Source organism: Paenibacillus litoralis (assembly GCF_046244365.1).
Taxonomy (GTDB): Bacteria; Bacillota; Bacilli; order Paenibacillales; family NBRC-103111; genus Paenibacillus_V.
In genome coordinates, this window is sequence record NZ_CP176395.1 from 8,361,619 (window position 1) to 8,386,203 (window position 24,585).

At 43.5% G+C, this 24,585-nt stretch carries 23 protein-coding genes, 5 tRNA genes, 1 pseudogene and 1 other annotated feature; of the genes and pseudogenes, 5 read left to right on the top strand and 24 right to left on the bottom strand.

The genetic code is table 11. The features are described from left to right. Nucleotides 1-74 precede the first annotated feature (74 nt). Entirely contained in the window at nucleotides 75-1,118 is a 1,044-nt protein-coding gene (locus ACKGJP_RS35055) for a zinc-binding alcohol dehydrogenase family protein (protein WP_409343355.1), read from the top strand. Nucleotides 1,119-1,413: 295 nt separating this feature from the next. Here ACKGJP_RS35055 and ACKGJP_RS35060 read toward each other — a convergent pair whose 3' ends face one another. The 10 genes from ACKGJP_RS35060 to ACKGJP_RS35105 all read right to left on the bottom strand — a co-directional run bounded on the left by ACKGJP_RS35060 (nucleotide 1,414) and on the right by ACKGJP_RS35105 (nucleotide 9,448). Beyond that, nucleotides 1,414-1,890 carry a DinB family protein gene (locus tag ACKGJP_RS35060; protein WP_409343356.1) on the bottom strand — a complete coding sequence of 159 codons (477 nt, stop codon included), beginning with the start codon at nucleotides 1,888-1,890 and terminating at the stop codon, nucleotides 1,414-1,416. 138 nt (nucleotides 1,891-2,028) lie between these two features. Further along, nucleotides 2,029-2,565, bottom strand: coding sequence for an orotate phosphoribosyltransferase (pyrE, locus tag ACKGJP_RS35065; RefSeq protein WP_409343357.1), 537 nt, complete (start codon nucleotides 2,563-2,565; stop codon nucleotides 2,029-2,031). A gap of 200 nt (nucleotides 2,566-2,765) precedes the next feature. Next, the gene (locus ACKGJP_RS35070; protein ID WP_409343358.1) at nucleotides 2,766-3,503 is read right to left on the bottom strand and encodes a hypothetical protein; all 738 of its coding nucleotides are present in this window, start codon (nucleotides 3,501-3,503) and stop codon (nucleotides 2,766-2,768) included. Further along, entirely contained in the window at nucleotides 3,500-4,039 is a 540-nt protein-coding gene (locus tag ACKGJP_RS35075) for an RNA polymerase sigma factor (RefSeq protein WP_409343359.1), read from the bottom strand. Before ACKGJP_RS35075 ends, ACKGJP_RS35070 begins: the two co-directional genes overlap by 4 nt. 265 nt (nucleotides 4,040-4,304) lie before the next feature. Continuing rightward, nucleotides 4,305-5,261: a phosphotransferase gene (locus ACKGJP_RS35080; protein WP_409343360.1), complete on the bottom strand. Its 957-nt coding sequence runs from the start codon at nucleotides 5,259-5,261 to the stop codon at nucleotides 4,305-4,307. Nucleotides 5,262-5,880: 619 nt separating this feature from the next. Next, complete coding sequence (locus tag ACKGJP_RS35085; RefSeq protein ID WP_409343361.1) at nucleotides 5,881-6,195, bottom strand: hypothetical protein; 315 nt, start codon at nucleotides 6,193-6,195, stop codon at nucleotides 5,881-5,883. A 15-nt stretch (nucleotides 6,196-6,210) separates the two neighbouring features. Continuing rightward, nucleotides 6,211-7,335 (bottom strand): DNA polymerase III subunit beta, encoded by a 1,125-nt coding sequence (dnaN, locus tag ACKGJP_RS35090; protein WP_409343362.1) that lies wholly within the window; start codon nucleotides 7,333-7,335, stop codon nucleotides 6,211-6,213. Nucleotides 7,336-7,351: 16 nt separating this feature from the next. Beyond that, nucleotides 7,352-7,648 carry a ribbon-helix-helix domain-containing protein gene (locus tag ACKGJP_RS35095; protein ID WP_409343363.1) on the bottom strand — a complete coding sequence of 99 codons (297 nt, stop codon included), beginning with the start codon at nucleotides 7,646-7,648 and terminating at the stop codon, nucleotides 7,352-7,354. 326 nt (nucleotides 7,649-7,974) lie between these two features. Further along, on the bottom strand, nucleotides 7,975-8,532 hold the full coding sequence (locus tag ACKGJP_RS35100) for an adenylate kinase (protein ID WP_409343364.1): 558 nt from the start codon (nucleotides 8,530-8,532) through the stop codon (nucleotides 7,975-7,977). Nucleotides 8,533-8,776: 244 nt separating this feature from the next. Beyond that, the gene (locus ACKGJP_RS35105) at nucleotides 8,777-9,448 is read right to left on the bottom strand and encodes an O-methyltransferase (protein ID WP_409343365.1); all 672 of its coding nucleotides are present in this window, start codon (nucleotides 9,446-9,448) and stop codon (nucleotides 8,777-8,779) included. Between the two features lie 128 nt (nucleotides 9,449-9,576). Between ACKGJP_RS35105 and ACKGJP_RS35110 the strand changes: the two genes are divergently transcribed. Further along, on the top strand, nucleotides 9,577-10,473 hold the full coding sequence (locus tag ACKGJP_RS35110) for a LysR family transcriptional regulator (RefSeq protein WP_409343366.1): 897 nt from the start codon (nucleotides 9,577-9,579) through the stop codon (nucleotides 10,471-10,473). Between the two features lie 254 nt (nucleotides 10,474-10,727). Here ACKGJP_RS35110 and ACKGJP_RS35115 read toward each other — a convergent pair whose 3' ends face one another. Together ACKGJP_RS35115 and ACKGJP_RS35120 are read right to left on the bottom strand one after the other, a co-directional pair. Beyond that, on the bottom strand, nucleotides 10,728-11,642 hold the full coding sequence (locus ACKGJP_RS35115; RefSeq protein WP_409343367.1) for a phosphotransferase: 915 nt from the start codon (nucleotides 11,640-11,642) through the stop codon (nucleotides 10,728-10,730). 155 nt (nucleotides 11,643-11,797) lie between these two features. Beyond that, entirely contained in the window at nucleotides 11,798-11,968 is a 171-nt protein-coding gene (locus ACKGJP_RS35120; protein WP_409347343.1) for a DUF6262 family protein, read from the bottom strand. Nucleotides 11,969-12,357: 389 nt separating this feature from the next. Between ACKGJP_RS35120 and ACKGJP_RS35125 the strand changes: the two genes are divergently transcribed. After that, entirely contained in the window at nucleotides 12,358-12,681 is a 324-nt protein-coding gene (locus ACKGJP_RS35125) for a 2Fe-2S iron-sulfur cluster-binding protein (RefSeq protein ID WP_409343368.1), read from the top strand. Between the two features lie 318 nt (nucleotides 12,682-12,999). Here the strand turns inward: ACKGJP_RS35125 and ACKGJP_RS35130 are convergent, their stop codons facing one another. Then, nucleotides 13,000-13,506, bottom strand: a complete 507-nt coding sequence (locus ACKGJP_RS35130) for a UPF0158 family protein (RefSeq protein ID WP_409343369.1) — start codon at nucleotides 13,504-13,506, stop codon at nucleotides 13,000-13,002. A 179-nt stretch (nucleotides 13,507-13,685) separates the two neighbouring features. Further along, the gene (locus ACKGJP_RS35135) at nucleotides 13,686-14,105 is read right to left on the bottom strand and encodes a hypothetical protein (protein ID WP_409343370.1); all 420 of its coding nucleotides are present in this window, start codon (nucleotides 14,103-14,105) and stop codon (nucleotides 13,686-13,688) included. Nucleotides 14,106-14,397: 292 nt separating this feature from the next. On the opposite strand from ACKGJP_RS35135, the gene ACKGJP_RS35140 reads away from it, so the two are divergent. Both ACKGJP_RS35140 and ACKGJP_RS35145 read left to right on the top strand, forming a co-directional pair. After that, complete coding sequence (locus ACKGJP_RS35140; protein WP_409343371.1) at nucleotides 14,398-15,381, top strand: Gfo/Idh/MocA family protein; 984 nt, start codon at nucleotides 14,398-14,400, stop codon at nucleotides 15,379-15,381. A gap of 385 nt (nucleotides 15,382-15,766) precedes the next feature. Next, nucleotides 15,767-16,441 (top strand): annotated as a pseudogene (locus ACKGJP_RS35145) (IS110 family transposase); the annotation flags it as partial. 225 nt (nucleotides 16,442-16,666) lie between these two features. Here ACKGJP_RS35145 and ACKGJP_RS35150 read toward each other — a convergent pair. From ACKGJP_RS35150 to ACKGJP_RS35195, 10 genes are all read right to left on the bottom strand, one after another. Continuing rightward, complete coding sequence (locus ACKGJP_RS35150; protein ID WP_409343372.1) at nucleotides 16,667-20,260, bottom strand: exo-alpha-sialidase; 3,594 nt, start codon at nucleotides 20,258-20,260, stop codon at nucleotides 16,667-16,669. Nucleotides 20,261-21,006: 746 nt separating this feature from the next. Continuing rightward, nucleotides 21,007-21,699 carry a DUF3888 domain-containing protein gene (locus ACKGJP_RS35155; protein ID WP_409343373.1) on the bottom strand — a complete coding sequence of 231 codons (693 nt, stop codon included), beginning with the start codon at nucleotides 21,697-21,699 and terminating at the stop codon, nucleotides 21,007-21,009. A 200-nt stretch (nucleotides 21,700-21,899) separates the two neighbouring features. Next, nucleotides 21,900-22,325 (bottom strand): hypothetical protein, encoded by a 426-nt coding sequence (locus tag ACKGJP_RS35160; protein WP_409343374.1) that lies wholly within the window; start codon nucleotides 22,323-22,325, stop codon nucleotides 21,900-21,902. Nucleotides 22,326-22,536: 211 nt separating this feature from the next. Continuing rightward, on the bottom strand, nucleotides 22,537-22,926 hold the full coding sequence (locus tag ACKGJP_RS35165) for a hypothetical protein (RefSeq protein ID WP_409343375.1): 390 nt from the start codon (nucleotides 22,924-22,926) through the stop codon (nucleotides 22,537-22,539). Nucleotides 22,927-23,151: 225 nt separating this feature from the next. Continuing rightward, a tRNA-Phe gene (locus tag ACKGJP_RS35170) sits at nucleotides 23,152-23,227 on the bottom strand. Between the two features lie 15 nt (nucleotides 23,228-23,242). After that, a tRNA-Phe gene (locus ACKGJP_RS35175) sits at nucleotides 23,243-23,318 on the bottom strand. Between the two features lie 14 nt (nucleotides 23,319-23,332). Next, nucleotides 23,333-23,408 (bottom strand) — tRNA-Phe (locus ACKGJP_RS35180). Between the two features lie 14 nt (nucleotides 23,409-23,422). Beyond that, nucleotides 23,423-23,498: transfer RNA gene (locus ACKGJP_RS35185), tRNA-Phe, on the bottom strand. A 15-nt stretch (nucleotides 23,499-23,513) separates the two neighbouring features. Continuing rightward, nucleotides 23,514-23,589, bottom strand: a tRNA-Phe gene (locus tag ACKGJP_RS35190). 72 nt (nucleotides 23,590-23,661) lie between these two features. Next, nucleotides 23,662-23,894, bottom strand: a binding site (T-box leader). Nucleotides 23,895-24,174: 280 nt separating this feature from the next. Beyond that, nucleotides 24,175-24,573, bottom strand: a complete 399-nt coding sequence (locus ACKGJP_RS35195) for an NUDIX hydrolase (protein ID WP_409347344.1) — start codon at nucleotides 24,571-24,573, stop codon at nucleotides 24,175-24,177. Nucleotides 24,574-24,585 lie beyond the last annotated feature (12 nt).

Here is a 24,585-nt window from a genome sequence, read left to right on the forward strand (position 1 = left end):
ACTTACTTAAAGTAATCTAACTGATATACAATGCTATCTGTACAACATTTGCTAATCGAGAGGATGGGATACCTATGAATACTCGCCAAAAAATGAAAGCAATCGGTGCATACCGATACCTCCCAATATCTGATCCTGAAAGCCTTATTGATCTGCATTTGGATAAACCGGAACCTACAGGCCGTGATTTGCTTGTAAATGTAAAAGCGATCTCTGTCAACCCTGCAGACGTAGGCGTTCGCGAGCAACATAACTACGAAGCCGAATTACCGAAAATTTTTGGTTGGGATGCTGCTGGAATCGTAGAACAAGTTGGTCCTGACTGTCAATTGTTTAAACCAGGGGACAAGATCTATTATGCGGGTAGCGTGGCTCGTCCAGGCACAAATAGCGAATTTCACTTGGTTGATGAACGAATTGTAGGAAAAATGCCAAGAAGTTTGGATTTCGCAGCAGCAGCCGCATTACCGCTTACCTCGATAACTGCATGGGAGGGCCTATTTGATCGTTTAGGAATTAGCCTAAACACAAATGAAAACAAAAGTATACTTATTATCGGCGCAGCTGGAGGAGTAGGATCGATTGCCGTGCAACTTGCCAAATTAGCAGGTTTGACTGTCATCGGTACTGCTTCGCGTCCGGAGTCAACTCATTGGGCCAAAAGATTTGGTGCGGATTTTATAATAAACCACAACAACCCTTTCCAACCTCAGCTCAAAGAATTTGGTATCGATTCCGTAGATTATATTTTCTGCTTGAACGATACTGTACAACATCTAGCGAATATGTCGGAGGCTATTACCCCCCAAGGTAAAATTTGCTGTATCGTTCCTACGGATAAGGCTACCTGGGCAGGAAGCTTGAAAATGGACTTGCTGTTTTCTAAAAGTGTAACGTTTGTATGGGAGTTCATGTTTACACGGCCCTTGTTTCATACCGAAGACATGATAAAACAACACGAATTGCTGAATAGCCTGGCGGACTTAATCGATGATGGAAAATTAAAAACAACACTAAATGAACGACTAGAACCCATTAATGCAGCTAACCTGCGTTTAGCACATGAGAAGTTGGAAAACGGACGGTCTATTGGTAAAATTGTTTTAGAAAACTTCTGATACCTACGAAGAAGGCACGTTTGGTTCCAAAAAGCTGTATACGTATAGACAAGACTAAGGCCCCTTGCCACTTTGGGGCCTTTTTGTGTACAACGGTATAGTGCAGGCGTGAGGAAATCCTCCCAAACTTAATAAAAAACGTTGCCCTTACATTGATACGATTTACCGCATACGATCTTAAACTAACCTGCCCTTGAGAAACGGCAGCCGATCGTTCTGGCCGGCTGCCGTCATGTATGTATTAAACTCTTGTACCCGTTAGTTGAGTCATCATAACCCACTTTAAAAAAAAGAGTTAAATGTTATGAACACGTCGAGTCTCGAGAATTTGGTTAATGTGATGATCTGCGTGTGATACATCCCAATTCATTTCATCGCGTACGACAACTGACCCATTTTCCATAGATACAACCCTATCTAACGGGGCTGACAATGTCTGATACAGATAAACAATATATTCTCTTATCAATTCAAATAGTCGCAGTTCAAGCTCAATCGATCGTTGGGAATATTTCATGGAGTCAGCCCATATGTCTGGATCAAAGCCACCGTCAAAAATAAACCTGTGACCCGTATTGGAGAGCGCAATACGATGCGTTTGGAAGTAGTTAAGTTCACAATCAACAATGTGATGAACAAGTTGACGGATAGACCATTTCCCTGGTGATCGGCAGAAATCCAATTGTTCTGCTGACAAACCCGATACTGCATTTACAAGCTGTTTGGATTGTTCACTATATTGGTTCAAAAGAGCTCTGTCTGAATCTGACAAATCGCCTTCCTCCAGTCTAGTCCAAAGAATCATATTATTTAATATCACGAAGTTTCACTACGCTGCCAGTTTGTTGAGCTGCCAAAATAAAACACAGAAAAAGCAATGGATTTGACCATCACTTCGCTCTCGTTCCCGTTAGTTTAAAGCAAGACTCGCATTAATTAGTTCTTCCATTTTAAACAAAGACAAAAATGTTAGTCCCGCATCCTCAAGATTATCTCGACCTTGTTGTTCACGTTCGATAACGCTTAAGACATTATTTACAATTGCACCACAGTCTTTCAAATCTTGATTACTTAATAATATTTGTCCTCCTGTTGTCACAACATCCTCGATGATACAAACATTTTTGCCCTGAATTTCTATACCTTCAGCCAGTTTACAAGTTCCATATTCTTTAGCCTTTTTTCTTACAAAAGCAACTGGAATGCCTGTTTTTAGGGATAAAGCTGTTGCAATAGGTATTCCGCCCATCTCAAGACCAGCCAAAACTTCAGTGCCTTCAGGGATTAGTCGAGATAAATGTTCTGCAATTTCCTTTAGTAAGATTGGGTTGGATTCAAACAAGTATTTATCAAAATAATCATTGGACACCTTTCCCGACCTTAACTTAAAACTTCCCGTCAAATGTGCTGTTTTATATATCTCATTTGCCAATGTCATTCTTTCCATTTTGCACCCACCTCAAGTTTTTCTTTATTTTACCACATAGATTTTATTTAAGATAACTGCCCGTTACTTCAACAGAAACAGGGAGCAGTCGCCGCAGTGATCTGCACCCTGATATTTGCACTATCGTACCCGTTAGCTTAATCAGTAGTTTGAAACCAACTAAGGGGAACAAGATTTCCGGTTAACTATGAGGACTGAACTTACCATTTGACTGACCGCGCAATGTTCATCGCTTCATCTTCTGTGAAGTGTGGTGCCGGGAGCTTGCCATCATCAGTACCTTGAGCAATCCCTTGGATTACGATTTTCCAATCGCCATTTTCCATATAAATCCAATACCCGTCAAACTCCTTTACGGCGATAAGGTGGGTTGGGATTCCGTTTATATCCACTGTTTTATTAACAACGGCCTCCGTCGATTCCACGTTAAATCGTGGGTCGGTTTCGGACTTATAGTTAGCCGTTACTGATAACATGCGCTCCTTTGTTCTTAACGAATAATAATACCCTACTATGTTCCCTTTTTCAGTTGTAACGCTCATTTCCCGGTTAATCGCCCCCGCCTCACTGCTTAGAAATTGCTGTGGAAACGGAAGTTTTGTCCCCAATGCCTTCTCAGCATCCTGAAGAGTTGCATAAGTAGTTGAAGTATCCCATTTTCTTGAGCTAACCCAGCCTTCATATACCATAGCCTGCGAGCTATTTTTAATAATTTTGGTATCAATAAGGTTGCTTATTGAGGCTCTAACCGCAGGGCTGAGCATTAAACTAAACATAATCATGGCGGCGATGCCTGCCATCCAGGCTTTACGTGTGCTTCGGATGGGCCTCTTTGACCGAGTCGGATGAAGCTGCCAAACACGATCAAACGTAACGGAAGATTGCACTGAATTAACGCTATCTTTCAAAGCTTTTCCCAAATCGGACTCTTTTGTCATACTAATTCTCCTCCTTCTGAAATCGAAAACATTTCGTTACCAGGAAGCTGTATACGCAATATTTTAAGTGCCGCGTTAAGCCGTGACTTACATGTTCCTAAAGGAATTTGAAGCGTTTCAGCGATTTCGGTCAACTTCAACCCAACATAAAAATGAAGAACAATGACTTCTCTGCCCTTCAGAGGCAGCCGGTTAACTTCCTTTAATAGTTCTTCATTTTCAGCAGCCTGAATAATCGAACCTTCAACTGATGCACTTTCACATTGCACATCGGGGGTGAATCCGACGAATGATAACCATCTTTGTTTTCGTAACAAATTGCGAGTAGTATTGACCGTAATACGGTAAATCCAGGGCTGCATTGGTTTCATAGGATCATAGGTGTGAATTTTTTTGAATACCTTTAGAAAGGTTTCTTGCGTCACATCATCTGCCAATGATGCTGACCTGGTCAATAGAAGGGCTACCCGATATACGTATGTAGAGTAGTCATTAAAAACCTCCTCTGCACGCTTTCGGGCTATTTTTTGATGCATGTTGCTTCCTCCTTTCTTGTTTTTCACTCTATCTACACGCTAGTTGTCAAAAAGGTTCACTTTTCGTATTAGAAATAAATTCGCGTTCCATTTAAGGAGCAAATAAAAAGAAGCTCATGATTATAGCTTGGCATGAGCTTTCGATATATTTCCATAGTATCAGGTGAAACCTTGGATTTCCACGTTATCCTGCCCGTTCGTTGAGAAACGGCAGCCGATCGTTTTGGCCGGCTGCCGTCATGTATTTGTTGAGCTATCGTACCCGTTAGCTTAATAGAATATCTTCAACATATTCGTCCAATTTCGCCCAATTATCCCCAATCCAAATCAATTCTTCTACAAACCGGCTCATAGGTCGGTTGTTCCTATACTTTGCATGTATCCATTTGCATTCTTTGTACCACGTTAATTTTAGAGATCTTACTAATCGTTTAGCCGTTATAATTTCGTGTTCCGAATAACCCTCGACATAAGCCTTTACGTTTTCTGATGGAAAACCATTAGATGTAAGCGTACAGGAAAGCAATGCTCTTGATATGTCGAAGTCGGTGTATACGTAACTGATTCGATCAAAATCAATAATATCGACTATTTGCTCATCATCAAACAATAAATTATCGATATGCATATCCCAATGCGCCCATCCATGAGTACAGGCAAATAGATCATTAAGATCAATAAGATTTAAAATATTCATCTGACATTCAATAGCTTCAGCATACCGTTTATGTTCGGCAAACGATGTTTCCATAAGGTTTGTCTGGAGTCTTCTATACATACTTTCTTTTGAAGGTAATTCCCAATGGAGAGATTCAAGTTGTGGTAAGTTGGTGTTCATCCATTTATGCATATGCCTGGTTGCTTTCCCTAGCGTGAACATCTGGGAAGAATTCGCTTGTCCAGCCTGAATATGTCTTCCCTGGCTTGCTCCAGTTATGGTGTATTCAACATCCCTTGCCGTCGAATAAATACATTCGCCCTTGTAGGACATTACAGGCTGACATGGGATCCCTTCAGTGTACATCTGATTTTGAAATTTTAATGCTTGACGTGTCCCTTCGATTGTTCGTTTATTCCGTATTTTATCGTGCACTTTAACAAAAAGCTCTCCTTGGTCGGACATCATAAGCCAACAGACATTTCCATGATTCCAACCTACTGGCAGTGCTGAATCTACACGGATCCCAAATTTTAATTTCATATCCGCAATAATATCGTCCATCAGTAAATCACGAATGACATCATCTAACGGAGGTTACGCTTAATCAATCGCAGGTCAAATGCCCAATAATTCGAGTAAGCTATATCACCGGCACATCAGACATAAATGATGTTAGGGGATGGGGATAAATTAGTGGAAAATGAAACATAGGCAGTCGATCATTCAAGCCGCTGCCGTCGCGGTGACTTATTCAACTCTTGTACCCGTTAGCGTAACGAGCTACACGTAATTCTGCAGCTAGAGTTGAGCTGGCGGTATGACTAACCCGCATTCTACCACTATCAACTATGTTTTTAGATTCATTAACTTGATATCTAGCTTTACAGTTAACATCTAAAATCTGATTTAACCAAGGATAGCAAACATCTATGGACCTACGTGCAGCACGTTCAATGTATGCAATAATCCCCTCCAATGTAACAATGGAAAGGGGTTTACTAATATTTTCTAATGGGTAATTAAAATCTTCGATGGCCGCATGTCTTATTCGCAAAACAGATTCTCTATCTATCTCATCTAATATGGGTACATAATCACAAAACCTCAAAGCTTCAATTAGACCATCCGATACGTATTTCTCAGCTAACTTAGCATTACACAAATAAAAGTCTTGGTGTAACTATCTATAGAAATTTGGTTCACTTCTTAATCTTTCTTTTAATCCGCTGTAATACATAAACGTTGCCCACATATCGTCAGCCACCAAGTGAGTTAAATATCCGACATAAAAGGAATCTGAAAACAGCTGATGGTATTTAGAAATAAACCGCCCATACTCAGTTGGAGCACCGTCTGAAAACGAATATCTAGCTCCTTTGAAGTGTGTCTCACTCTTAATTTCATCACCATCTGGAGCAATAGAACCTAATAAAATACGACCTCTATCAATGATATTTAATTCCGTTGCTACAAGGTCGGCAATAAGCAAATGCATTAGACGAGAACCCATCTAAAAAGGGGTCCTAACCGGCGAAATGATGTAAAAACCGTCATGACTGTCAACCGGCTGAACGATGATGGGCTTTTCTTTACTTGTGAATCTGAGCTGTACATGCTTGCTGTCAATAACGCGCATAATGTCCCTCATATACTTGCCGTTGAAGGATATGATCATTGGTTCCAAAAATGTCTCTTCAAATGTGACCACTTCCGTGACATCACCAATATCAGCGTCTCTAGCAAATAACTCAGCACCTGACTGCGATATTCGGAGACCGACAACGTTTGTATCCCCGGAAAGCAAGGAAACTCGTTCAACGGCATCAAGAAAATGAGAAGTACTTAAAGTTATTTCTGAACTACCGCCATCAGGCTTTAATTTATCGACAGCAGGATACGTCCCATTAATCAGTGATGATTGCATCGTGAAGTTGTCCGTAGTGAACCGGATGATATGTTCCCCGAGCGTAACCTCCGTCACCCCGGATACGTTGGTAATCATTTTGGAGTATTCAAATAAATATTTTGCTGGAATAACTGCGGGAGGGAACATATCTGATATTGTAGTGTTCGTGTTCGAAGTACGAGACGCAAAGCGTATACCATCGGTTGCCACGAGTCTAAGACTGGCCCCGTCTGTTTGGAACAAAACGCCCGTCAAGACCATTCTTGACTCTGAAGAAGAGGCTGCAAAAGATACTTGTTTCACCATTTTCTTAAAACAATCGTTATCTATACAGAACCAAGCTTTGTTATCAATAGGGTCCATATCTGGGAATTCTTCAGAATTTATTGTAGAAAGCCGATAAACAGATCTACCTGATTGAATGCAAATATTCCTGTTTTCAACTTCTTCAAGAGTAACAACATCCTCTGGGAGAGTCCGAATAATATCCATAAAGTAGCGTGCATGGATGACGACATCCCCAGACCTTTCAACAGTTAAAACATCGCCATCCATAGGTATCATATATTTCAGTGCCATAGATGTATTACTGGCAGTCAGTGTTAATCCATATTTGTTAGCTTGTACTTTTATCCCCGCAAGGACGGGTATGAGAGGTCTTGCCGATAAGCCAGCTGCTACATGCTGCAATGCGTTATGTAAAGACTGTTGCTTTAACTTAACCAGCACTGACTTCACCCGCCCCTCAATTAGTCGCCAAATAAGATTCAATCATGTCGCGTAATATTTCAGATCTGGTGAGACGTGAGACCGTACAGCGTTTATCAAGCTCGTCCCACATTTCTTTCGTGAGGGTTAAGGAGACCTTCCTTGTCTCCCCGATTCCTTTACGTCCAGCACCGGTACGCGGTCCTCCACGTGTAAACATAATAGACAATTGTCCCTCTTGATCAGGAACTCCGAGTTTAAGTTTTTGTTTGCTCATGAAACCACCAATCTCGCTTTGATTAAGGTAACTAAAATCATTTATTAATTTTAGCATATCCTATTACTTAATGGCAATGTCTGGATTGCAAATATTTGGTGTCAGGACGATGTTGCAAACAGGTCTACGTTTGCCTCTACATCAAAGTGAATTTTCTGATAAGCTTGGGTGTGTATATAAAAGTAGCTATTACGCTGCCCTTTACTTCAATAACCAAAAAAGTGACCCACAGCAACGGGCTGTGGGCCTTAATTTTATATATTTTAAAGGGGGTCGTTTTTTATTATAGGCTTGATTCATTAAAGCCATATGTAAATTAGATTTCATTCTTATTACATTTACACAACTAACAGTGCCCGGTAGAGCTTAACTATAATTGATCGCTACTTTCTTAAAAAGTAAGATACAATCGTGTCCAAAGTCTTTTCGAAATGAAAAGAGCTCTCAAAATATTTAAGATTATGTTTTTCGCATTCCTCCATTATTCGAATGCTGTCTGTTTTAATCCTCACTAGTTCAGCCATTGCTTCAGCATGGCTAAGTTCTTTGAAACCATCATTTTCTGTTTTGCTGGAATGGAATTTCATTTCTTCTACGCTCTCGACATTTATTTCCGCCATACCTATAAAACAGGACATTACTTTCCCAGGGTATGTCTGTTCAAATTGTGATACGTAGTTTGGAATTAACTGTACACCTTCAATGGTATAATCTATTTGGTTCTCAACCATGGCCGTCATTAAAGGGTTTATTACTTTCCATAACCGTTGTCCTGTAATAAAGTCACCCTCAGTTGGATGAACTCCGAGTTCTGGAATACCATTCGCAATTCCCATCATTAAATAATCTAAAGAAAAATACGGAATGTTTGTTTCATTTAAAATTCTTTTCGCAGTTGTTGTTTTGCCACTTCTGGAAGCGCCTCCTATAAGGTATAGCATTTTAACCTCCGTAAAGTTAAATTGGAAAAATTCCCTTATAATTTTACCTTAATCGGCCCCAATATTGTCCAATTTGTTGAAGCTATACTGCCAGTTACTTCAATGAAAAAAAGGAGATGCATCGCTGCAAGCTCCTCAACTAACGTTCGCCGTTAGCGTAACATATCATTGTTCCATTCTTCGGAAGTCTAAAGATGCAGGTCGTAAACTTAATAATTTAATTTTGCGAGAGATTCTTTATAACTCAGCAAGTAACAAAACCAAAAACGAACCCATCATATCCTTTACTTCCAACTGTTTGAATTGCAGTGGCTGCAATTCTATCCTCATCTGCCAAAAGATCATAAAACGCCCTTACACCTTGTACACGTGGATCTTGACTGTTTTCATTAATAACTTCGCCTTCGCGAATGACATTATCTCCAATAATAACAGTTCCAGGATGGGAAAAGTGAAGAGCCCATTTCAAATAATTGGGATTATTCGGCTTGTCAGCATCAATAAATATAAAATCAAAAGACTCAATTCCTTCGTTACTCATCTGCGCTAGTTGCTCTAAAGCATCCCCTACTCTAAGCTCTACCTTATCTTGCACTTCAGCCAGGCAGAGATTAGCTGCTGCCACCTGTGCATGATGTGGATCAAGTTCCAACGTGACTATCTTCCCCTCAGCAGGCAGTGCTCGTGCCATCCAGATTGTACTGTATCCTCCCAATGTACCGATCTCCAGGATACGATTTGATCTTTGCATTTGTATAAGCAAGTTTAAAAATTTTCCTTGCGTGGGTGAGACATCATAAGCTGGTAATCCTGCTTTTTGATTTGTGGATAACACTTTTTCGAGAATAGCATCATTCTGAATTAGGCGCTCCGTTATATACTGGTCAACCTTATCCCAGACATTTGTTTGACTCATATAGATCACTTCTCCTCTTCATTGTTAACTTCTATTACCAGTGTAACCGAGATATAATTATAAACATAATATATCTTTATGATAAATGCATACAAATAATATATGAGTTAATGAATAGGAGAATCGAAATGAACCTACATGCCTTACGCTTGTTTCATGTGATCGCCAGTACCGGAAGTGTGACTCGTGCTTCAGAATTACTCAATATTAGCCAACCAGCCATAACTTCACAGATTAAAAAATTTGAAAAAGAGCTACTCCTAACGCTACTCAAGCCCCAAGGAAGAGGTATTGCTTTAACAGATGCAGGTGAAGAAATTGCTTTACTTGCTAAGCGACTTTTTGCTGTAGAACAACAAATTGAACAATACACTCAGGATTACCGAAAAGGCTCAAACGGGTGTATCCGTTTAGCCGCGACGTATTTACCTGCTCATTTTCTGATCCCTACCTGGATAGCAAAATTCAAACAACAATTCGAACAAGTCGAAATGATAATTACAACTACGAATTCAAAAGAAGCTTTTAAAAAACTATTAAATGTAGATGTGGATATAGCCATTTATGGGGGGATACCAGAGGAGTATTCAGATACGATTCAGACAGAGGAACTTTTTCAGGACGAGTTATGGTTCGTCGTTTCACCTAATCATCGATATGCGAATCAACGTGTTTCACTAATTGACATGATGAAGGAACCCTTCGTTATGCGTGAGGAAGGAAGTTCAACACGAGAGAGATTGTTATCTTTATGTCGCACCTACAATACTTCGACACCCATAATCTCTTTGCAATTCAATGGGTTGCATGAAGCTATCACAGCTGTTATTGCAGGCTATGGTGCCAATTTCGTTTCTTCTTTGGTTGTGCGTGAATATGTAAGACGTGGAGAGTTATGCCGAGTTTATGTAGAAGGGATTCATCTAACCAATACAATTGCCATTTGTACCCGCAATAATGAACCATTATCTGCTTCCACTATGAACTTCATTAAGATGATTCGTCAAAATCCTGTTATAAAATAGAAAAGGCTGACCACCTTCATTTGAACTATCCTGCCCGTTACTTCAACGGGGAACAGCGGGCAGCTGCCGCGGCGATCTACTCCCTGTTATTTGCACTATCGTACCCGCTAGCTCAATGACTTACTCTGTTGTTGAAATTCGTGTTCCTTAACATAAAGCGGCATCAGAGAAGGCGAATCGTACCTTATCACGGCTTTTAAACGACAAAATGGTGCCGATAGCCATAGCCCCATAGCCGCAACGAAATAATGAGCCTAATCCGACAGTGCCCGCATGATGTTGGATTTCGCCTCTGCCGCAATCGCTTCATTCCCGTCATCGACCGCTTGCATTAAGATCAGTACGGGGATGTATACCGCGATCAGCCGCGCCAGCAGCTTCGTTTCCTCGTCCGCTCCTCCGTACGTTTCGAAAAACACGCCGCGAGCGTAAGGTGGTAAAAAGCTGTAAGCAACGCTCAAATCGCAAGCCGGATGGCCTACGCTCAGATCGCCCCAATCAATGATGCCGGAAACGATCCCTTTCTCATTCACAAGCATATTTTTGAAATGAAGATCGCCATGTAGCATTGCATTCACCGCCTCGACACGGTCCGTTTGTAACCTGCTAATATACGCTTCGATCACACCGGACTCCTCCGGCGACAAGTGTTCAACCACCTTCGATAGAAAGCCCGCCAATTTCACTTTGCGCGATGCTATGTCCGTCAAGCTTCGATGATCTTGCTGAACTCCGCACTTCAGCGCCGCCTGCACCGGAAACTCATGCAATCTCCGCAAAAATTTCGCCAGCGTCTCTGCCGATAAAGCCCGGCGTTCTTCCGTCAAACCGATTGGGAAATCTCCTGGCACGTAGGCATAGCCAAGAAATGGTGCCGGGTATTCGTCACTTGCTTCGCCATAAAACAACGGTTTCGGATAGGGGATGGTCATATATGCCTCCAGCATCGGCAGCAGCTTCCCTTCCATACGAATCGAGCCAACTGCAATCGTTCTTCTTGGAAACCGGAACACGTACTCGTCACCGATGAGAAAAACCGTATTGTCCCAGCCCCAGCCCAATCGCTTCACTTGCTTCGATGACAGCTGAGGGAATTGTCTGCCGATCAGCGTCCGCGCCTGCTCTTCGTTAACTTCCCACTCCGCATCCCATACATTCGTTCCTCCCATGAATTGTCTGCCTCCTCCATCGGTTACAACGGCGAAACGTTCGGTTTAGCCGGTCTTTCCTTCATGTCCCGAACTCATCCTCCAGTTGTTTGTTTTCAGTTTGGAGTTCTTATATCCGCTTGTTTTTAGCAGCGATGAGAACGCTCTTGCTTGTTTCAGTCATTCCACGTTTGTTTAGCAGAGGACATGCCTTCTTGCTGATTGCGCAGCGTTTCTATTCGTTCGCGAATCTCCGAATGGTTATAAAGGTAGGCTTTAGAGACGCCCGACTCTGTGGAAAAGCTATTGAAGTTTAACTTGCCTTGTTGCTCAATAAGTCTTTGGATTGCCTCATCAACCTTTTCTGCAGCGGATAGCTTCTATTGCCTGGGTGTGCAAGTTTCTCTTCGGCTCTAATTGCCGTTCCTTACGTTATTTAAACGTTTACATTCCCTGGAAGTTGCGCATAACTGCCCGTTAGTATAACGAAAAAAGCAACCGATCGATAATCGACTGCCTTCTTGTTGCTATTGAACTCCCTCGATTTTATCCGATGCCGCTATTACGCAACCGTGATGAAGTAGCAAAGCTTGATCTCCTTATGCATGCCAAAGGTTAACTAGTGACGCGTTCGGTTGTTTACAGATCGCGATTTTGGATAGTATGATTAGTGATATTGCACATGATAAGCCATTGATTGCGCAGCTACCAAATTAGGAATGGGGAGAAGTCCAAGATGCCGACGATTCAAATTGAAGGAAGAGGCTCCTATGAAGTTGCAGAAGGTACTAAACTTGTGCTTGCCCTGGAGGATAACGGGGTAGACATATTGCACCGCTGCGGCGGCAACGCCAAATGCACGACGTGCCGGGTCGAAGTGGTGGATGGAGACGCCGGTCCGGTTGGTGAAGCGGAGGCCGCTCTTCTTCAGGCCAAAGGCATTGTGGAATCGAACATCCGCTTATCGTGCCAGATTCGAGTACATAACGATCTTACTGTAAAACCAGTGATGACGGTATCGTCATCCGGCCTGGAGCCAGGCAATCGACCGCAAGACTAACCGATCGCGAACCAGCTTCCGGGCTCGTAACCACGCTGAGGCATCTCGCATGAGGTACTCAGCGTGGTTTTTTAATGGATGGCCTTGGCCAGTTCACCGAACCAGCTAAGCCTTATGCGAACATGTCGCGAATCTCGTCGTGCAGCGAACGCAGCGGTCGCCTTGCTAGTCGCGCCAAATCCGGCGATACGCTTCCCATATCGGATAAAGACAACAATCGAGAGTTTAACGTTACTAGTGTTTGGAAAGTTGCGTTAACTGCCCGTTAGCGTAACCCATGTATATTATTCAAATAATGTGTTGGAAATGGGACGTATTTTATGCCTGGATTTCAATATCATGATTCTTGCACCATTCAATTACAAAATCCTTTATCTTAGTTTCTTTGTATTTATACCATTGTTTATCGACACCATGTTCAATAATCCCATCTTTAAATCTTCGGAATGCACCTCTTCCTTGAATAGCTTCATACAAATCTTCTCGGATATCTCCATCTTCTAAAGTCCCAATAAAATCCTTTATGATTTCATATTCATTGAAGTCGTTTTTTAACGTAAAATCAACGTAAACCCCGTCTTCATCTTCAATAATCCTTATTGCTCTTTCAATGTTCTCCCTTTGCCATTCAGGGAACTTATCAAGTGGCTTTCCATCTTCTGCAGCACTATATTCTTCTCTCGTTAATGTAATAACTTCACTTGTTGTAATATTTATAAATGTAAAAGTATCATCTATTTGCATTTCGATCTCACCAACAAGATCATCCAATTTAACTGGTTTCTTCGTATGCATATTCGCTTTCACACCTTCTTTTGTATTCATTAATAAACATCTTATCCAAATAAACAAAACAATCTACCTAATCTGTTACTTCAAAAAATTAATATACTCGTCCACACTCTAGTTCTCCGTTAGCTCAATAAACTTGGGAACGCCCCACCCTTATCCGCCGAGCAATTTAATAATAAGCTCTAATAATAAGGCTTTCCTTATAAAATCACTTACTTCTCTGGACCACCAACATATTTGGTTTTGCCATCCCAAAAATCATTAAGGTGATTCCACCATTTTAATGATTCTTGTTTTAAATATTGATTAAAGACATTCGTATTTATTTCATTACTTAGTAATCTATTTTGCAAATCTTCCAATAATCCAATTGACGCAGCCTCTTTAACAAAATCGTCGCCACTTGTATGCAATAATTCAATTACATCAAACACAGATGGAAACTCACTTAACTCATTTTGTTTATACAAATCAACAACATAAGTAGCAAAATCAGCTAAATCTATATATAGTAACTGTTCATCTCCACTCTTATAATTTTCCTGAACATATTCATCCCACTGTTTTTTATAAGATGGACACGCTTGGAGAAATAGTTCCATTACTTCGCTTTTAGAGATTTCTTTTTTCACTGTACACCCACCTTTTTAGGAGTAAAATAATTCAAAATTTTCACCCCACGACACGTAAATCATTTTGCTTCGATTTTACCACGCAGATCGGATTGATCGCGCCTTATTTCGTGGAACAATACGCGGAACTGTACGTCCGCGGCCGAATCAAAGAAATCTCCTCGGCGCCAATCCACGTTTCCGGAGGAAACGGCGTCCAGTTGGTGATAGCCTCTTCGATGGGGGCATGGTAAATTATACATGATGCCGAGACCCGAGGTTCGGCAGATCATGCGAAGAACGGAGTGAGCTCATGACATCAGTGATCAAATGGGGTTTTATCGGGGCAGGGGGAATTACGAGGCGGGTCATGAACGACTTCAAGGAGATGAGGGATGCTAAATTAGCCGCAGTATTTTCTCGCACGGACACTAATGCGGAGCAGTTGGCGCTGCCCTACGGGGCAAAGGCTTACACCGACTGCGAAACGATGATCCGGGATCCAGAAGTGGATGCGGTCTATGTCGCCACGCCTCACCATCTTCACATGGAACATGCTTGTTTGGCGTTGGAATTAGGGAAGCCGGTGTTATGCGAGAAACCGATGGCTCCGAACGCCGCGCAAGTTCGGACGATGGTCGGGAAGGCGAGAGAGACCGGAACGTATCTAATGGAAGCGATGTGGACCCGATTTTTCCCAGTGACGCGCAGGGTCATTCAGTGGGTTTCGGACGGCGCTATAGGAGATGTGCATTATTTGACGGCGGATTTCGGATTTTCGGCCACGGAGAACCCGCAATCGCGTCTGTTCAATCCACATACGGCCGGAGGCAGCCTGCTCGATGTCGGCGTTTACGCAGTCTCCTACGCCTCGATGATTTTCGGAGCCAAGCCCGTCGAGGTACTCAGCCGTTCCCGCTACGCTTCTACCGGAGTAGATGCCCGAATGGCATGTTTGCTGGAATATGAAAACGGACAGATGGCTTCACTCTACTCTTCCGTCTCGAGTTCGACCCCTCAAGAGGTTCGCATCATCGGAAGCAAAGGACATATTGAAGTTCCGCGGTTCTGGTCCCCTAGAGAAGCCAGATTGATCGTAGGGAACCAGCTTAAGGATGAATGCAAGGATGATCGGATCGGGGAAGGATTCGGATATGAATTTTCGGCCGTACATGAAGACCTGCGGGCAGGAAGGAAGGAAAACGCCTGGATAACGCTCGACGAATCGATCGCGATCGCCGAGACGCTGGATCGAATTAGAGCCCAGTGGGGGCTTGTCTATCCGTTCGAGGCGTGAGATGCCAAGCAAACGAATATTAGGGGTACCGCCAGCCGCTAAGACAGTTTTCACCAAAATAAAGGTCGGTTTTCCTCTTCCCAGGATTACCGACTTTTTGGTTTTTTGTATTCAGCTATCGTGCCCGTTAGCCACACATGCAGCGCAAGCGCCGCACCAAAGATGATGAAAATGGGATGCAGAATCCTCAATACTGGTACTACGGCTGGGAGAGGAAGGTCGATAAGCTATGTTGCCTTAGAGTCCATCCGTTAGTCTGACTCCAACGATCACGGTGCATCACAGATTGTCGCTCCCTTTTGGGAAGCACTCATGGGAGATTAATCCTGCTCTGATTGTTGCACCAGCCTCTTACCTAATGAGCCGTAGAGAGGGCGTATTCAGGATGGAAGTTGTCATTGAACGAGCATGCGGTGTGGATACTCACAAGGATAATATTACTGCATGCATTCTAACGTCTACGGGAAAGGAGATCCAAACGTTCTCAACGAAAACGGCGCATCTCTTACAACTAATCGATTGGATTAAACAACACGAATGTTCTCACGTTGCAATGGAAAGCACAGGAGTGTTTTGGAAGCCCATCGTCAATCTGCTTGAAGCGGAAGGGATTAAGTTTTTAGTTGTAAATGCCCAGCATATGAAGGCATTGCCTGGACGTAAAACAGATGTCAAGGATTCGGAATGGATTGCTAAGCTTCTCTGTCATGGATTACTTAAAGCAAGCTTCATTCCCAACCGAAATCAACGAGAACTTCGAGAGCTTGTTCGGTATCGCCGCAGCATCATTGAAGAGAGATCCAGGCAGCACAATCGTATTCAGAAGGTGTTAGAAGGGGCGAACATTAAGCTTGGTTCCGTTGTCTCGGACATTATGGGTGTTTCTTCGCGAGACATGCTTCGTGCCATTGCAGATGGTGAAGATGATCCCGAAAAACTAGCGAGCTTCGCTCGACGCACCCTCAAGCGGAAAAAGGAAGATCTCGAACTGGCACTTCAAGGCTATGTAAATCCTCACCAACGTCTGATGATCAAAACCATTTTAACTCACATTAATTTTAAGAAAAACCTGAGGCTCTGCCTCAGGTCCTTTGGCGAATGAGTTCAGTTTGGCGTGTGGGAGGGCATGGGGAAGGGCCCGACCGCTGTTGAAATCTTATTCCTTGAATTATATTTTGTCGCAGTTGGAAGACGATTTCAAAGGCGGACGCTGACGCTTCTCCGCTCCTTCCCCATGCCCTCTTAGGCCTTTCTACCGCCTCTTCAACCTCATCCGTACCAAACTCTATTCACCTGAGCCATCATGAGGAATGGTTACTGTTGCAGAAGCGGTTGTTTCATTCCCTGCTTTATCGATAGCGGCATAAATGATCGTATAAACACGTCCTTGGCCCTTGCCCGACCTCTCCGCACGCACGCTGAAAGACGTATCGTCCGTACCATATAAAGCGTCTTGAATATCATTCGGCTGATCCCCGTCCCCTAAGCCATTCTCAGGTTCATTACTGGTAATTGAACGTAACACAACGGAGTCAATCCCAGAAAGTCCATCACTATAATTCAATGTTGCACGAATGGGAACTAACTTATGATTCGGTGCTTTAATGCTAGTGACATCTAACGTTAACGATAATATTGGGGCTGTCTTGTCCACTCGGATTGTCGTTTCTTTCACGTCCTCCACATTCCCGGCACTGTCCATACTGCGATACTCTACCTTATTCATGCCATCAGCTGTCAGGGTGAACGCTTGGTCGTATGCTGACCATACCCCTCCGTTGATCCGGTATTCCGTTCTGATTACCCCCGGAACGTTATCATAGGTAGCAAGAGTTACCGTCACATCTCTGGAGTACCAACCGCCAGAGCCGTTCGATTCGGCAGGACTGATGGCCGCTATAGTACTTGGTGCCGTAAAATCTGCCCATTGTTCACCCCCGACCGCTCCTGCTATAGGCAATCCGGCTTCCGTGTCCTGAATCATTAAGTTGTCGATATATACGTCGGTTCCCGTTCCTGCGGTACTCGCTGAAGCTATGTTGAAATGCGTGATTAGATTGCCATCCAAATAATTTTCTACATTCCCTTTAAAGGCGCCATCCACCCAAACGCCGATTAGCTTGGCCGCCACATCGAATTGGAGTTCAATATCATGCCAGGTTCCGGTTGTAATATCGGTCTGTACCGGAAGCTCCACTCGATTCCCCGCACGATTGTACACTCTTAAGGAACCGTCCGCTTCCAGCATGAACTGGAATACCGTTCCCGGCGCATTATGAACATAAGAATACGGCTCACGCAAGGAAAAGCTAAACAAATCACTCAGATTAGACGCATATAGGCTGAATTTGACCGTCCCTTTTCGGATTCCCGGAAACAATCGGCTGCCTGCAGTCAGACTGGTTGTATTATTGTCGAGCAATCTCAATGAGCTGGCTCCGCTTTTGGATTGATTGGTACTGGTTGAAATCGAACCTCCTAATTCCCACCAATAGTCATTTTTCAATTCAGAGTATTCAAAATCGTCGAAAACGCCATGCGATCGGTACAAGTAACGGTTAAAGTCTTCGACCAACAGGGTGGTTGCCGTTGACCAATTCGATCCCCACCAGCCGAACAAATAAGTATCCGGGTCCACCTCAACCAAAGACGGTTGGGTCGCCACTTGTTTGGCAGGGTTTACAGCGGATTGAGACAGACGTGTTCTTCCCAACAGATCCCGCATAGCCCTCCAGGAGTTGGTTTCATCTTGGCTGTAAGCGAGCGTCAGCGGATTACGCAAATAACTGGTTCCCCCGAAGGAGTTGTTCCCCGGCCACAGCAGCAAAATATCGTGATTGCTATGACGCTTCAGGACCGACATCGTATTGGATGAAAACACGGGAGCATCAGTCGGAACCGACCAGGTTCTGCCGTTATCCGTTGATGTACTTTGCGCCAGCTTGACCTTGCCGGGAACCTGCTGACGCATATACATTCTTAGCGATCCATCTGCCAACTGCACGATCGACGGTTCCGACAGTCCCGCTTCGCTTCCGCTTGAACCTACGGCCAGCTGGCTCACACTTTTGGTCCATGTGACGCCTTGATCCGTTGAAATCAGCACGCTTACCGCAAAAGAACCATCTGGAGCCTTCACGTAGACAAAAGGAAAGATCCAGTCTCCGTTAACAAGTTCAATCGGATTCGTATATGTGACATTGTAATTGATTGGATATGTGGCTCCATTATACTCAAGCGTTCCTGTGTTTATTTTCACCGGTTGCGCAAAAGTGCGTCCATGATCCATCGATACGGTATAGTATAAATCGTTGCGGCATGCGTTTCCTGCCGTCAAGCAATTGGTCGTTGTGTATCCATAATACGAGTAGAAGAATAAGACTACTTTCCCGGTCGCAGGGTCGACGAACAAGCTTGCCGGCTCATCTCGGCCCGCATCGTTCAAATTCACGATCTGAGTTTGGGCTGTCCACGTACGTCCGCCGTCCGAGGAATATTTGGCATAAATGCCGCTGGTTGTTGAGCTTACCCTGTTGGCGACCATCAGGATGTCCCCGTTGGCTAACTTCTCGGGTTTTACATTATCCCTAAACTCAGGAGTTGAATGCTCCATCAAAGTTTTATTCCCATACTCCACTTGAAGACCTTCCTGTCCGGCACCGACAAACTCCGCAGATGCATTGCCGTAGTAAAAGTAAACCGTGGAAAGGCCTGGTTCCAGCGTCGGGATGTTGACATAAAAACCGTTATCGTCCATGTAATAAGCCAGCTCATGGTTCGCTTCATCGGCAAACCGAACGTCCCTGAAGTCCCGTTGCAGCTTGCCGGCAGCCTGTAATGCAGCTGTACCCAATGCCGATTTGGCAATATACACCGATCGGTCTAACAACGGGGACGTACCGGCGTTGGATACCTGAACGGATTTTTTATACAGCCATGTCCCTCCGCCAGACGCCGTCCATTCGCCTACCGATCGGTTCGATACATAGATCATGTTTTGTAAATTCGTATTGGAAAAGGTAAACGAAGTATCGTCAAAATGGTTATGAACTTTAATATAACGTCCTGATGCGTTCATGTTATAAAGGATGATCCGGTTATTCAGCTTGAGAAACCTCCAATCCGAGACTTTCGTGTAGCTTTGGTTGTCATTGCTTACGTAAACCGATAAATCGGTTTTTTCTACACGTGAAGGTCCTTGATTCTCCACCAATTCAATTGTATTGAATGGTTGAGAGGAGCCAAGATCGATACCTAGGCTTCGATAATTATAATCCAATGCTGCTGCAACAACGGTTCCCCAGTTGCCTATCGGCATAGTTGCGGGGTTGAGGTCTTGATTGACATAACCGATCGTCCCCGGAATTGAGGGCGATCGCGGCATGACTTGACGTACTTCAAGCATGTGCTGCAAATTGGACTGAGTCAGCCAAGTCCCCGAAGGTCCTGCATCGGTAAAATGGGAGTGTACTTTAACAAAGCGCGCACTCACTGAGAAATCCTGAAGGACGATCGCTTGGCCTGCTTTCCAAAAGCTCCATCCGCTTAATTGGGTGTATGTAACGTTGTCGTTGCTTATGTAGACGGAAATATTAGCGCTAGAATTTACACGGTTGGTGCTATTCTCGTCATGAAGTCTAATCTCGTTGAAGGTACGGGATTCCCCGAGGTCGATCCCGATACTCCGGTTGAAGTAATCAAAGTACGCACTGCCCGAATAGCCAAAATTGGCCAACGAACCGCTTAGAGGAGCGCTGTCATTGTTTAGATATCCCACGCTCCCCGCCCACTCGGCCGCATGGGCAGTCGATCCGGCAGGCGAAAAGGGCATAAGCCCTGCAAAAAGAACGAAAATCAGCAAAAGACAACTTTTTCTCATAGTTCCATCCCTTCCTGAGACCCTAGTTTGATCCTTCACCATTCCATTGCTTCATGTTTGTAATCACAACCACGTTGGACATTTCATTCTTGTTGCTTAGAACTCTCCACCCCCTCTGCTCCAGGTGAAATCATTTTGGAAGCGCTATCATTTTCGCTTAATACTGATCTTAACCATCGTAAAGCTCTAACGAATGAATGGTGGCGGGAACATCACGCCTACAATAAAATATGTATAATGGTTAGACCATATTATCAATACAATTATAACTTAGCAATCAAGCGATTCGTTGTCAACTCTTATTATTCGCCACTTTGGATATACCTTGGCATGTAGGTTCTCGACTCCGCGCGCACATTGGGCCAGCATGGACTTCACGGCGTTGCATCCCTGACTCGTAATCGTCTTGAGCAGATAAGCGAGTAGTAGCTTCAACGGCTCTTTGACCGTGAATTGCTTTGGCGCGCTAGGATGCGGTTTCATCCGATTGGAAGGGTGTTTAGCAGCCATAGATCAGCGTATTGTTCTAAAGAAAAACCGTCCGAAAATCACGGACGGTCCTTGGTGAGTAGCTGTTTGATAAAGTTTTAGACAGGAAGGCTTGATATTACGGGCTTTGAGAACAGGAAAATCGTCAGCTTACTGGAAAATAGTATTAGACTGCCCCCAAAAATCGAAACAGCGACAGACTTGGACGAGAAAATAAAGTCCTAGACTGTCGCTATATTGTTGAACTATCGTGCCCGTTACTTCAAAAGATTTTGATAATTGGGGAGGAAATCATCCTTATCGGGGCCTCTAAGATGTTCAAAATTTTTAAGCTCAACTCCTGCCGACGAGATCCGATATGTAAGTACATCTTCGCCGACAGGGATATGAGGACCGACTATGGGCTGAGCATCTAATGTGATTAAAAAATCAAAACCACGAAAAGCAGCTACCCTTCCAATGCTCTTCACATTTACATAATCCGGATGAATAACTGGTGGTACTGTAGTTACATCTGCGTATACCCTAGTAAGTTTCTCCTGCATATGTGGAAGTAGAATTAAAACAAGCATATCTTGTAGCTGCAGTTCCCTTGAGTCTTCAAGCGGCTTATTACCATCTGCATTTGAAGTTTGCTCTGAAAGAGCCTCTTCATCAACATAGTGAACATCTATTTTATGTTTGTTATCCGTCTCAGGAGAGGCTTGTGTGTATTCTACAAGAGCACCACTGCCCTCAGCGAATAAACGAAGAGGTACATATGCCTTGTTATTATAGTTAAGCACCTCCTCACTTTCCTGTAGTTGTACTTCTTTGGAGAGCCCGTTAGCTAGAAAAAAAGTAACTTTACTTGGAAAGATTGTTGCTTCAATTACACTTGAAGCAAATACAGAAGTTGTTGCCATTAAGAAGGCACCACACAACACACCAGCAATATAATGTTTCTTCAATTCGTCCTCTCCTCTTCAAATGTAAATTATTATCTAATAGACGAAGCAAATGTACTGTTTGTTCCTAACACGTATAAACTAAATACCGCTAACATACATGCGACTCAAGGGAATGGATAGTTGCGTTATTCTGCCCGTTAGGTCCGTTAGTTAAGCAAAGGTGTTTTTCGGCAGCCTATACACGTTGTTATGTTTACGGCTTATTTAAGCCAATCATAAAGTTCTGTTGATTTTGTGCGAATCAGGTTTGAACCATTCCTTATTACGATTTCACCTTTTATAGGGAAAGCTTGTGAATAGCCTCTCCCATCGACCAATGTTCCATGAACCCATTTATACGCTTGTGAAACTGTAATCAACCTTCGGTCGTTCATTCGTACCTTTAAAAGAATTGTGCGCTTTCCAAACTCCGCTAGCCCATCGACAGGTTCTGAAGCGTTGATCCACCCCATCACTTTTGAAATTGTGGCTTTTCCTGATTCATCGGCATTTATATACATATGCCCTTGTTCTCCAGGCATGTTTCGAACAATCTCCATGGATGTAACATCTTCACCCCTTAGCAATGGCATTTTTGGTGAGATATTAGCGGTCAAGATCATGATAGATAAGAGAATTATTTTCATTACTTAGCCTCATTTCATTTTTTGGTTAAATTAGCCGAATTTCAAAGAAAAATTCTCTGCGCAACGCAGATCCATCGGAAACTTTTGAGTTGTAAACCCTTGTAGGTCAACTAAGTCTGCTCAACAGCTAATAAAACAAGGAGCAGTTTGCTCGCGGCAAACTACTCCCTGGTTCTTTGAACTAACGGGCACGATCAATCGCTGATAGTTCTTAATGAATTTTATATCCGACAAGATAATATTGGGCATATGCGGTGTCGTTCCTTAAATCCATCTCCACAGTGTGTCCATCTGGTCTACACAAAGCAATCTTAATTTCAAAATACTGTGCACCATGTATTGCATCAACTGGTCTTGATTTTTCTTTATTTTTATTAAAGGTCACACGCTCGTTGATAGAGAGTATTTTTTCACAGTTAAATTGAGTGTATTCTTCATTAAATATTTCCTTCAGTGATGAGATAATTACGGGTCTTAATTGTTGTATCAATGCATTTTCGGTTACTTCTAACCTTGGGTCTGGGTGTGCGAAAGCTCCTGGTTCAAAAGATAAAAAACATCCAATAAGTATAACAGTGACTAAGCCTAACCTACTTTTCATAATTTTTCACCTGACCATTTTTTGCTTAGTCTGGTCACAATTAGGGAAAATATGTATCCTTGATCGATAATCGATTACTGCCCGTTACTTCAATGAAAAAGAGGAGATGCATAGCTGCAAGCTCCTCAACTATCGTTATCCGATAGCTTAAATAACGATACGTTCATCAACGATCAAAAGTTTATCTTCTACCAATTGAGCTACCGAGCCTTAGTTTTTTGGATATGGTGGCTCGGGGCGGAATCGAACCGCCGACACTAGGATTTTCAGTCCTATGCTCTACCAACTGAGCTACCGAGCCTTAGTTTTTTGGATATGGTGGCTCGCGACGGAATCGAACCGCCGACACTAGGATTTTCAGTCCTATGCTCTACCAACTGAGCTACCGAGCCTTAGTTTTTGGATATGGTGGCTCGCGACGGAATCGAACCGCCGACACTAGGATTTTCAGTCCTATGCTCTACCAACTGAGCTACCGAGCCTTAGTTTTTGGATATGGTGGCTCGGGACGGAATCGAACCGCCGACACTAGGATTTTCAGTCCTATGCTCTACCAACTGAGCTACCGAGCCTTAGTTTTTTGGATATGGTGGCTCGGGACGGAATCGAACCGCCGACACTAGGATTTTCAGTCCTATGCTCTACCAACTGAGCTACCGAGCCAAAATTTTGGATTGTATTTTAACAAGGGCGAACGCGCAATAGAAGTCGTTGAACAACAAAAAGCCCCTCATCCGAAGGGACGAGGAGCCGTGGTACCACCCTAATTAGAACATTCTTTTGATAAAGATTGTTCTCACTTTAATAAAATAACGGTTTAACCGGTACCCTCTACTTACCGTAAGTGGTTTCAAGGGACTGCTCCGGAGCGAACTTCATTCAACCTGATCCTTAGAAACGCTCTCAATCTCCGGCGTTTCTTCCCTGTAAAGAGGTATTGAATTACTTTTCTCCATCAAAGCATTTCATTTGGATATAAAATTTCCCTTATTATACGTTAGCAGATTAACAAAGTCAATAACTGGAACTGATTGTTGGCTAAACTGCGCGATGCCTTAATTCCGTTCTCAGTCTACATTTCCGAGTCTAACACTTTATTTTCTTCGGACAACGCTATCCTGCCCGTTACTTAAGCGAAAGGCTACCGATGATGCTGGCAGCCTGTATCATGGTGCTATCGTACCCGTCGTAAAACCTTGGCGCGTAAATGAGATCAATATCGGTATGTGTTTAGATGATCTGTTGCGGCTAGCTTATGAGCTGCTCCTCCAGCAATTTGCGAATCACGATTTCATGTGCGGGAAAAGCGATTCGGGGGAGCTCCTCGTAAGAGAAATAACCTACTTGGTCGATGTCATCTCCCGCACGAAGCTCGCCGCCGGTCTCTTTGGCCAGAAACCAGATCATGACGCTCTGCTGCTCTGGATTATACCATTCAGTGCCTACGTACGGCTCGCCATAAAGGGAAGTGACGGTATAGAGAGAGGTAAGCTCTATGCGTAGCCCCGTCTCCTCCAACATTTCACGCTTTGCTGCCTCATACACATCCTCTCCCCACTCCACAAAACCGCAGGGCACACACCATTGCCCACTGTAGCGTCCCTGCTTTCGGCCTAGCAGCACCTTGCCGTTCCGGATGAGAATCATAGCTACGCTCGC

What these genes read in the sequence shown, in the direction of transcription:
- ACKGJP_RS35125 (WP_409343368.1), top strand. Translation starts at nt 12,358, where the DNA reads ATGCCGACGATTCAAATTGAAGGAAGAGGCTCCTATGAAGTTGCAGAA.
- ACKGJP_RS35110 (WP_409343366.1), top strand. Translation starts at nt 9,577, where the DNA reads ATGAACCTACATGCCTTACGCTTGTTTCATGTGATCGCCAGTACCGGA.
- ACKGJP_RS35130 (WP_409343369.1), bottom strand. Translation starts at nt 13,506, where the DNA reads ATGAATACAAAAGAAGGTGTGAAAGCGAATATGCATACGAAGAAACCA.
- ACKGJP_RS35165 (WP_409343375.1), bottom strand. Translation starts at nt 22,926, where the DNA reads ATGAAAAGTAGGTTAGGCTTAGTCACTGTTATACTTATTGGATGTTTT.
- ACKGJP_RS35075 (WP_409343359.1), bottom strand. Translation starts at nt 4,039, where the DNA reads ATGCATCAAAAAATAGCCCGAAAGCGTGCAGAGGAGGTTTTTAATGAC.
- ACKGJP_RS35095 (WP_409343363.1), bottom strand. Translation starts at nt 7,648, where the DNA reads ATGCTAAAATTAATAAATGATTTTAGTTACCTTAATCAAAGCGAGATT.
- ACKGJP_RS35105 (WP_409343365.1), bottom strand. Translation starts at nt 9,448, where the DNA reads ATGAGTCAAACAAATGTCTGGGATAAGGTTGACCAGTATATAACGGAG.
- ACKGJP_RS35115 (WP_409343367.1), bottom strand. Translation starts at nt 11,642, where the DNA reads ATGGGAGGAACGAATGTATGGGATGCGGAGTGGGAAGTTAACGAAGAG.
- ACKGJP_RS35150 (WP_409343372.1), bottom strand. Translation starts at nt 20,260, where the DNA reads ATGAGAAAAAGTTGTCTTTTGCTGATTTTCGTTCTTTTTGCAGGGCTT.
- ACKGJP_RS35055 (WP_409343355.1), top strand. Translation starts at nt 75, where the DNA reads ATGAATACTCGCCAAAAAATGAAAGCAATCGGTGCATACCGATACCTC.
- ACKGJP_RS35160 (WP_409343374.1), bottom strand. Translation starts at nt 22,325, where the DNA reads ATGAAAATAATTCTCTTATCTATCATGATCTTGACCGCTAATATCTCA.
- ACKGJP_RS35140 (WP_409343371.1), top strand. Translation starts at nt 14,398, where the DNA reads ATGACATCAGTGATCAAATGGGGTTTTATCGGGGCAGGGGGAATTACG.
- ACKGJP_RS35100 (WP_409343364.1), bottom strand. Translation starts at nt 8,532, where the DNA reads ATGCTATACCTTATAGGAGGCGCTTCCAGAAGTGGCAAAACAACAACT.
- ACKGJP_RS35070 (WP_409343358.1), bottom strand. Translation starts at nt 3,503, where the DNA reads ATGACAAAAGAGTCCGATTTGGGAAAAGCTTTGAAAGATAGCGTTAAT.
- ACKGJP_RS35195 (WP_409347344.1), bottom strand. Translation starts at nt 24,573, where the DNA reads ATGATTCTCATCCGGAACGGCAAGGTGCTGCTAGGCCGAAAGCAGGGA.
- ACKGJP_RS35080 (WP_409343360.1), bottom strand. Translation starts at nt 5,261, where the DNA reads ATGGACGATATTATTGCGGATATGAAATTAAAATTTGGGATCCGTGTA.
- ACKGJP_RS35085 (WP_409343361.1), bottom strand. Translation starts at nt 6,195, where the DNA reads ATGCATTTGCTTATTGCCGACCTTGTAGCAACGGAATTAAATATCATT.
- pyrE (WP_409343357.1), bottom strand. Translation starts at nt 2,565, where the DNA reads ATGGAAAGAATGACATTGGCAAATGAGATATATAAAACAGCACATTTG.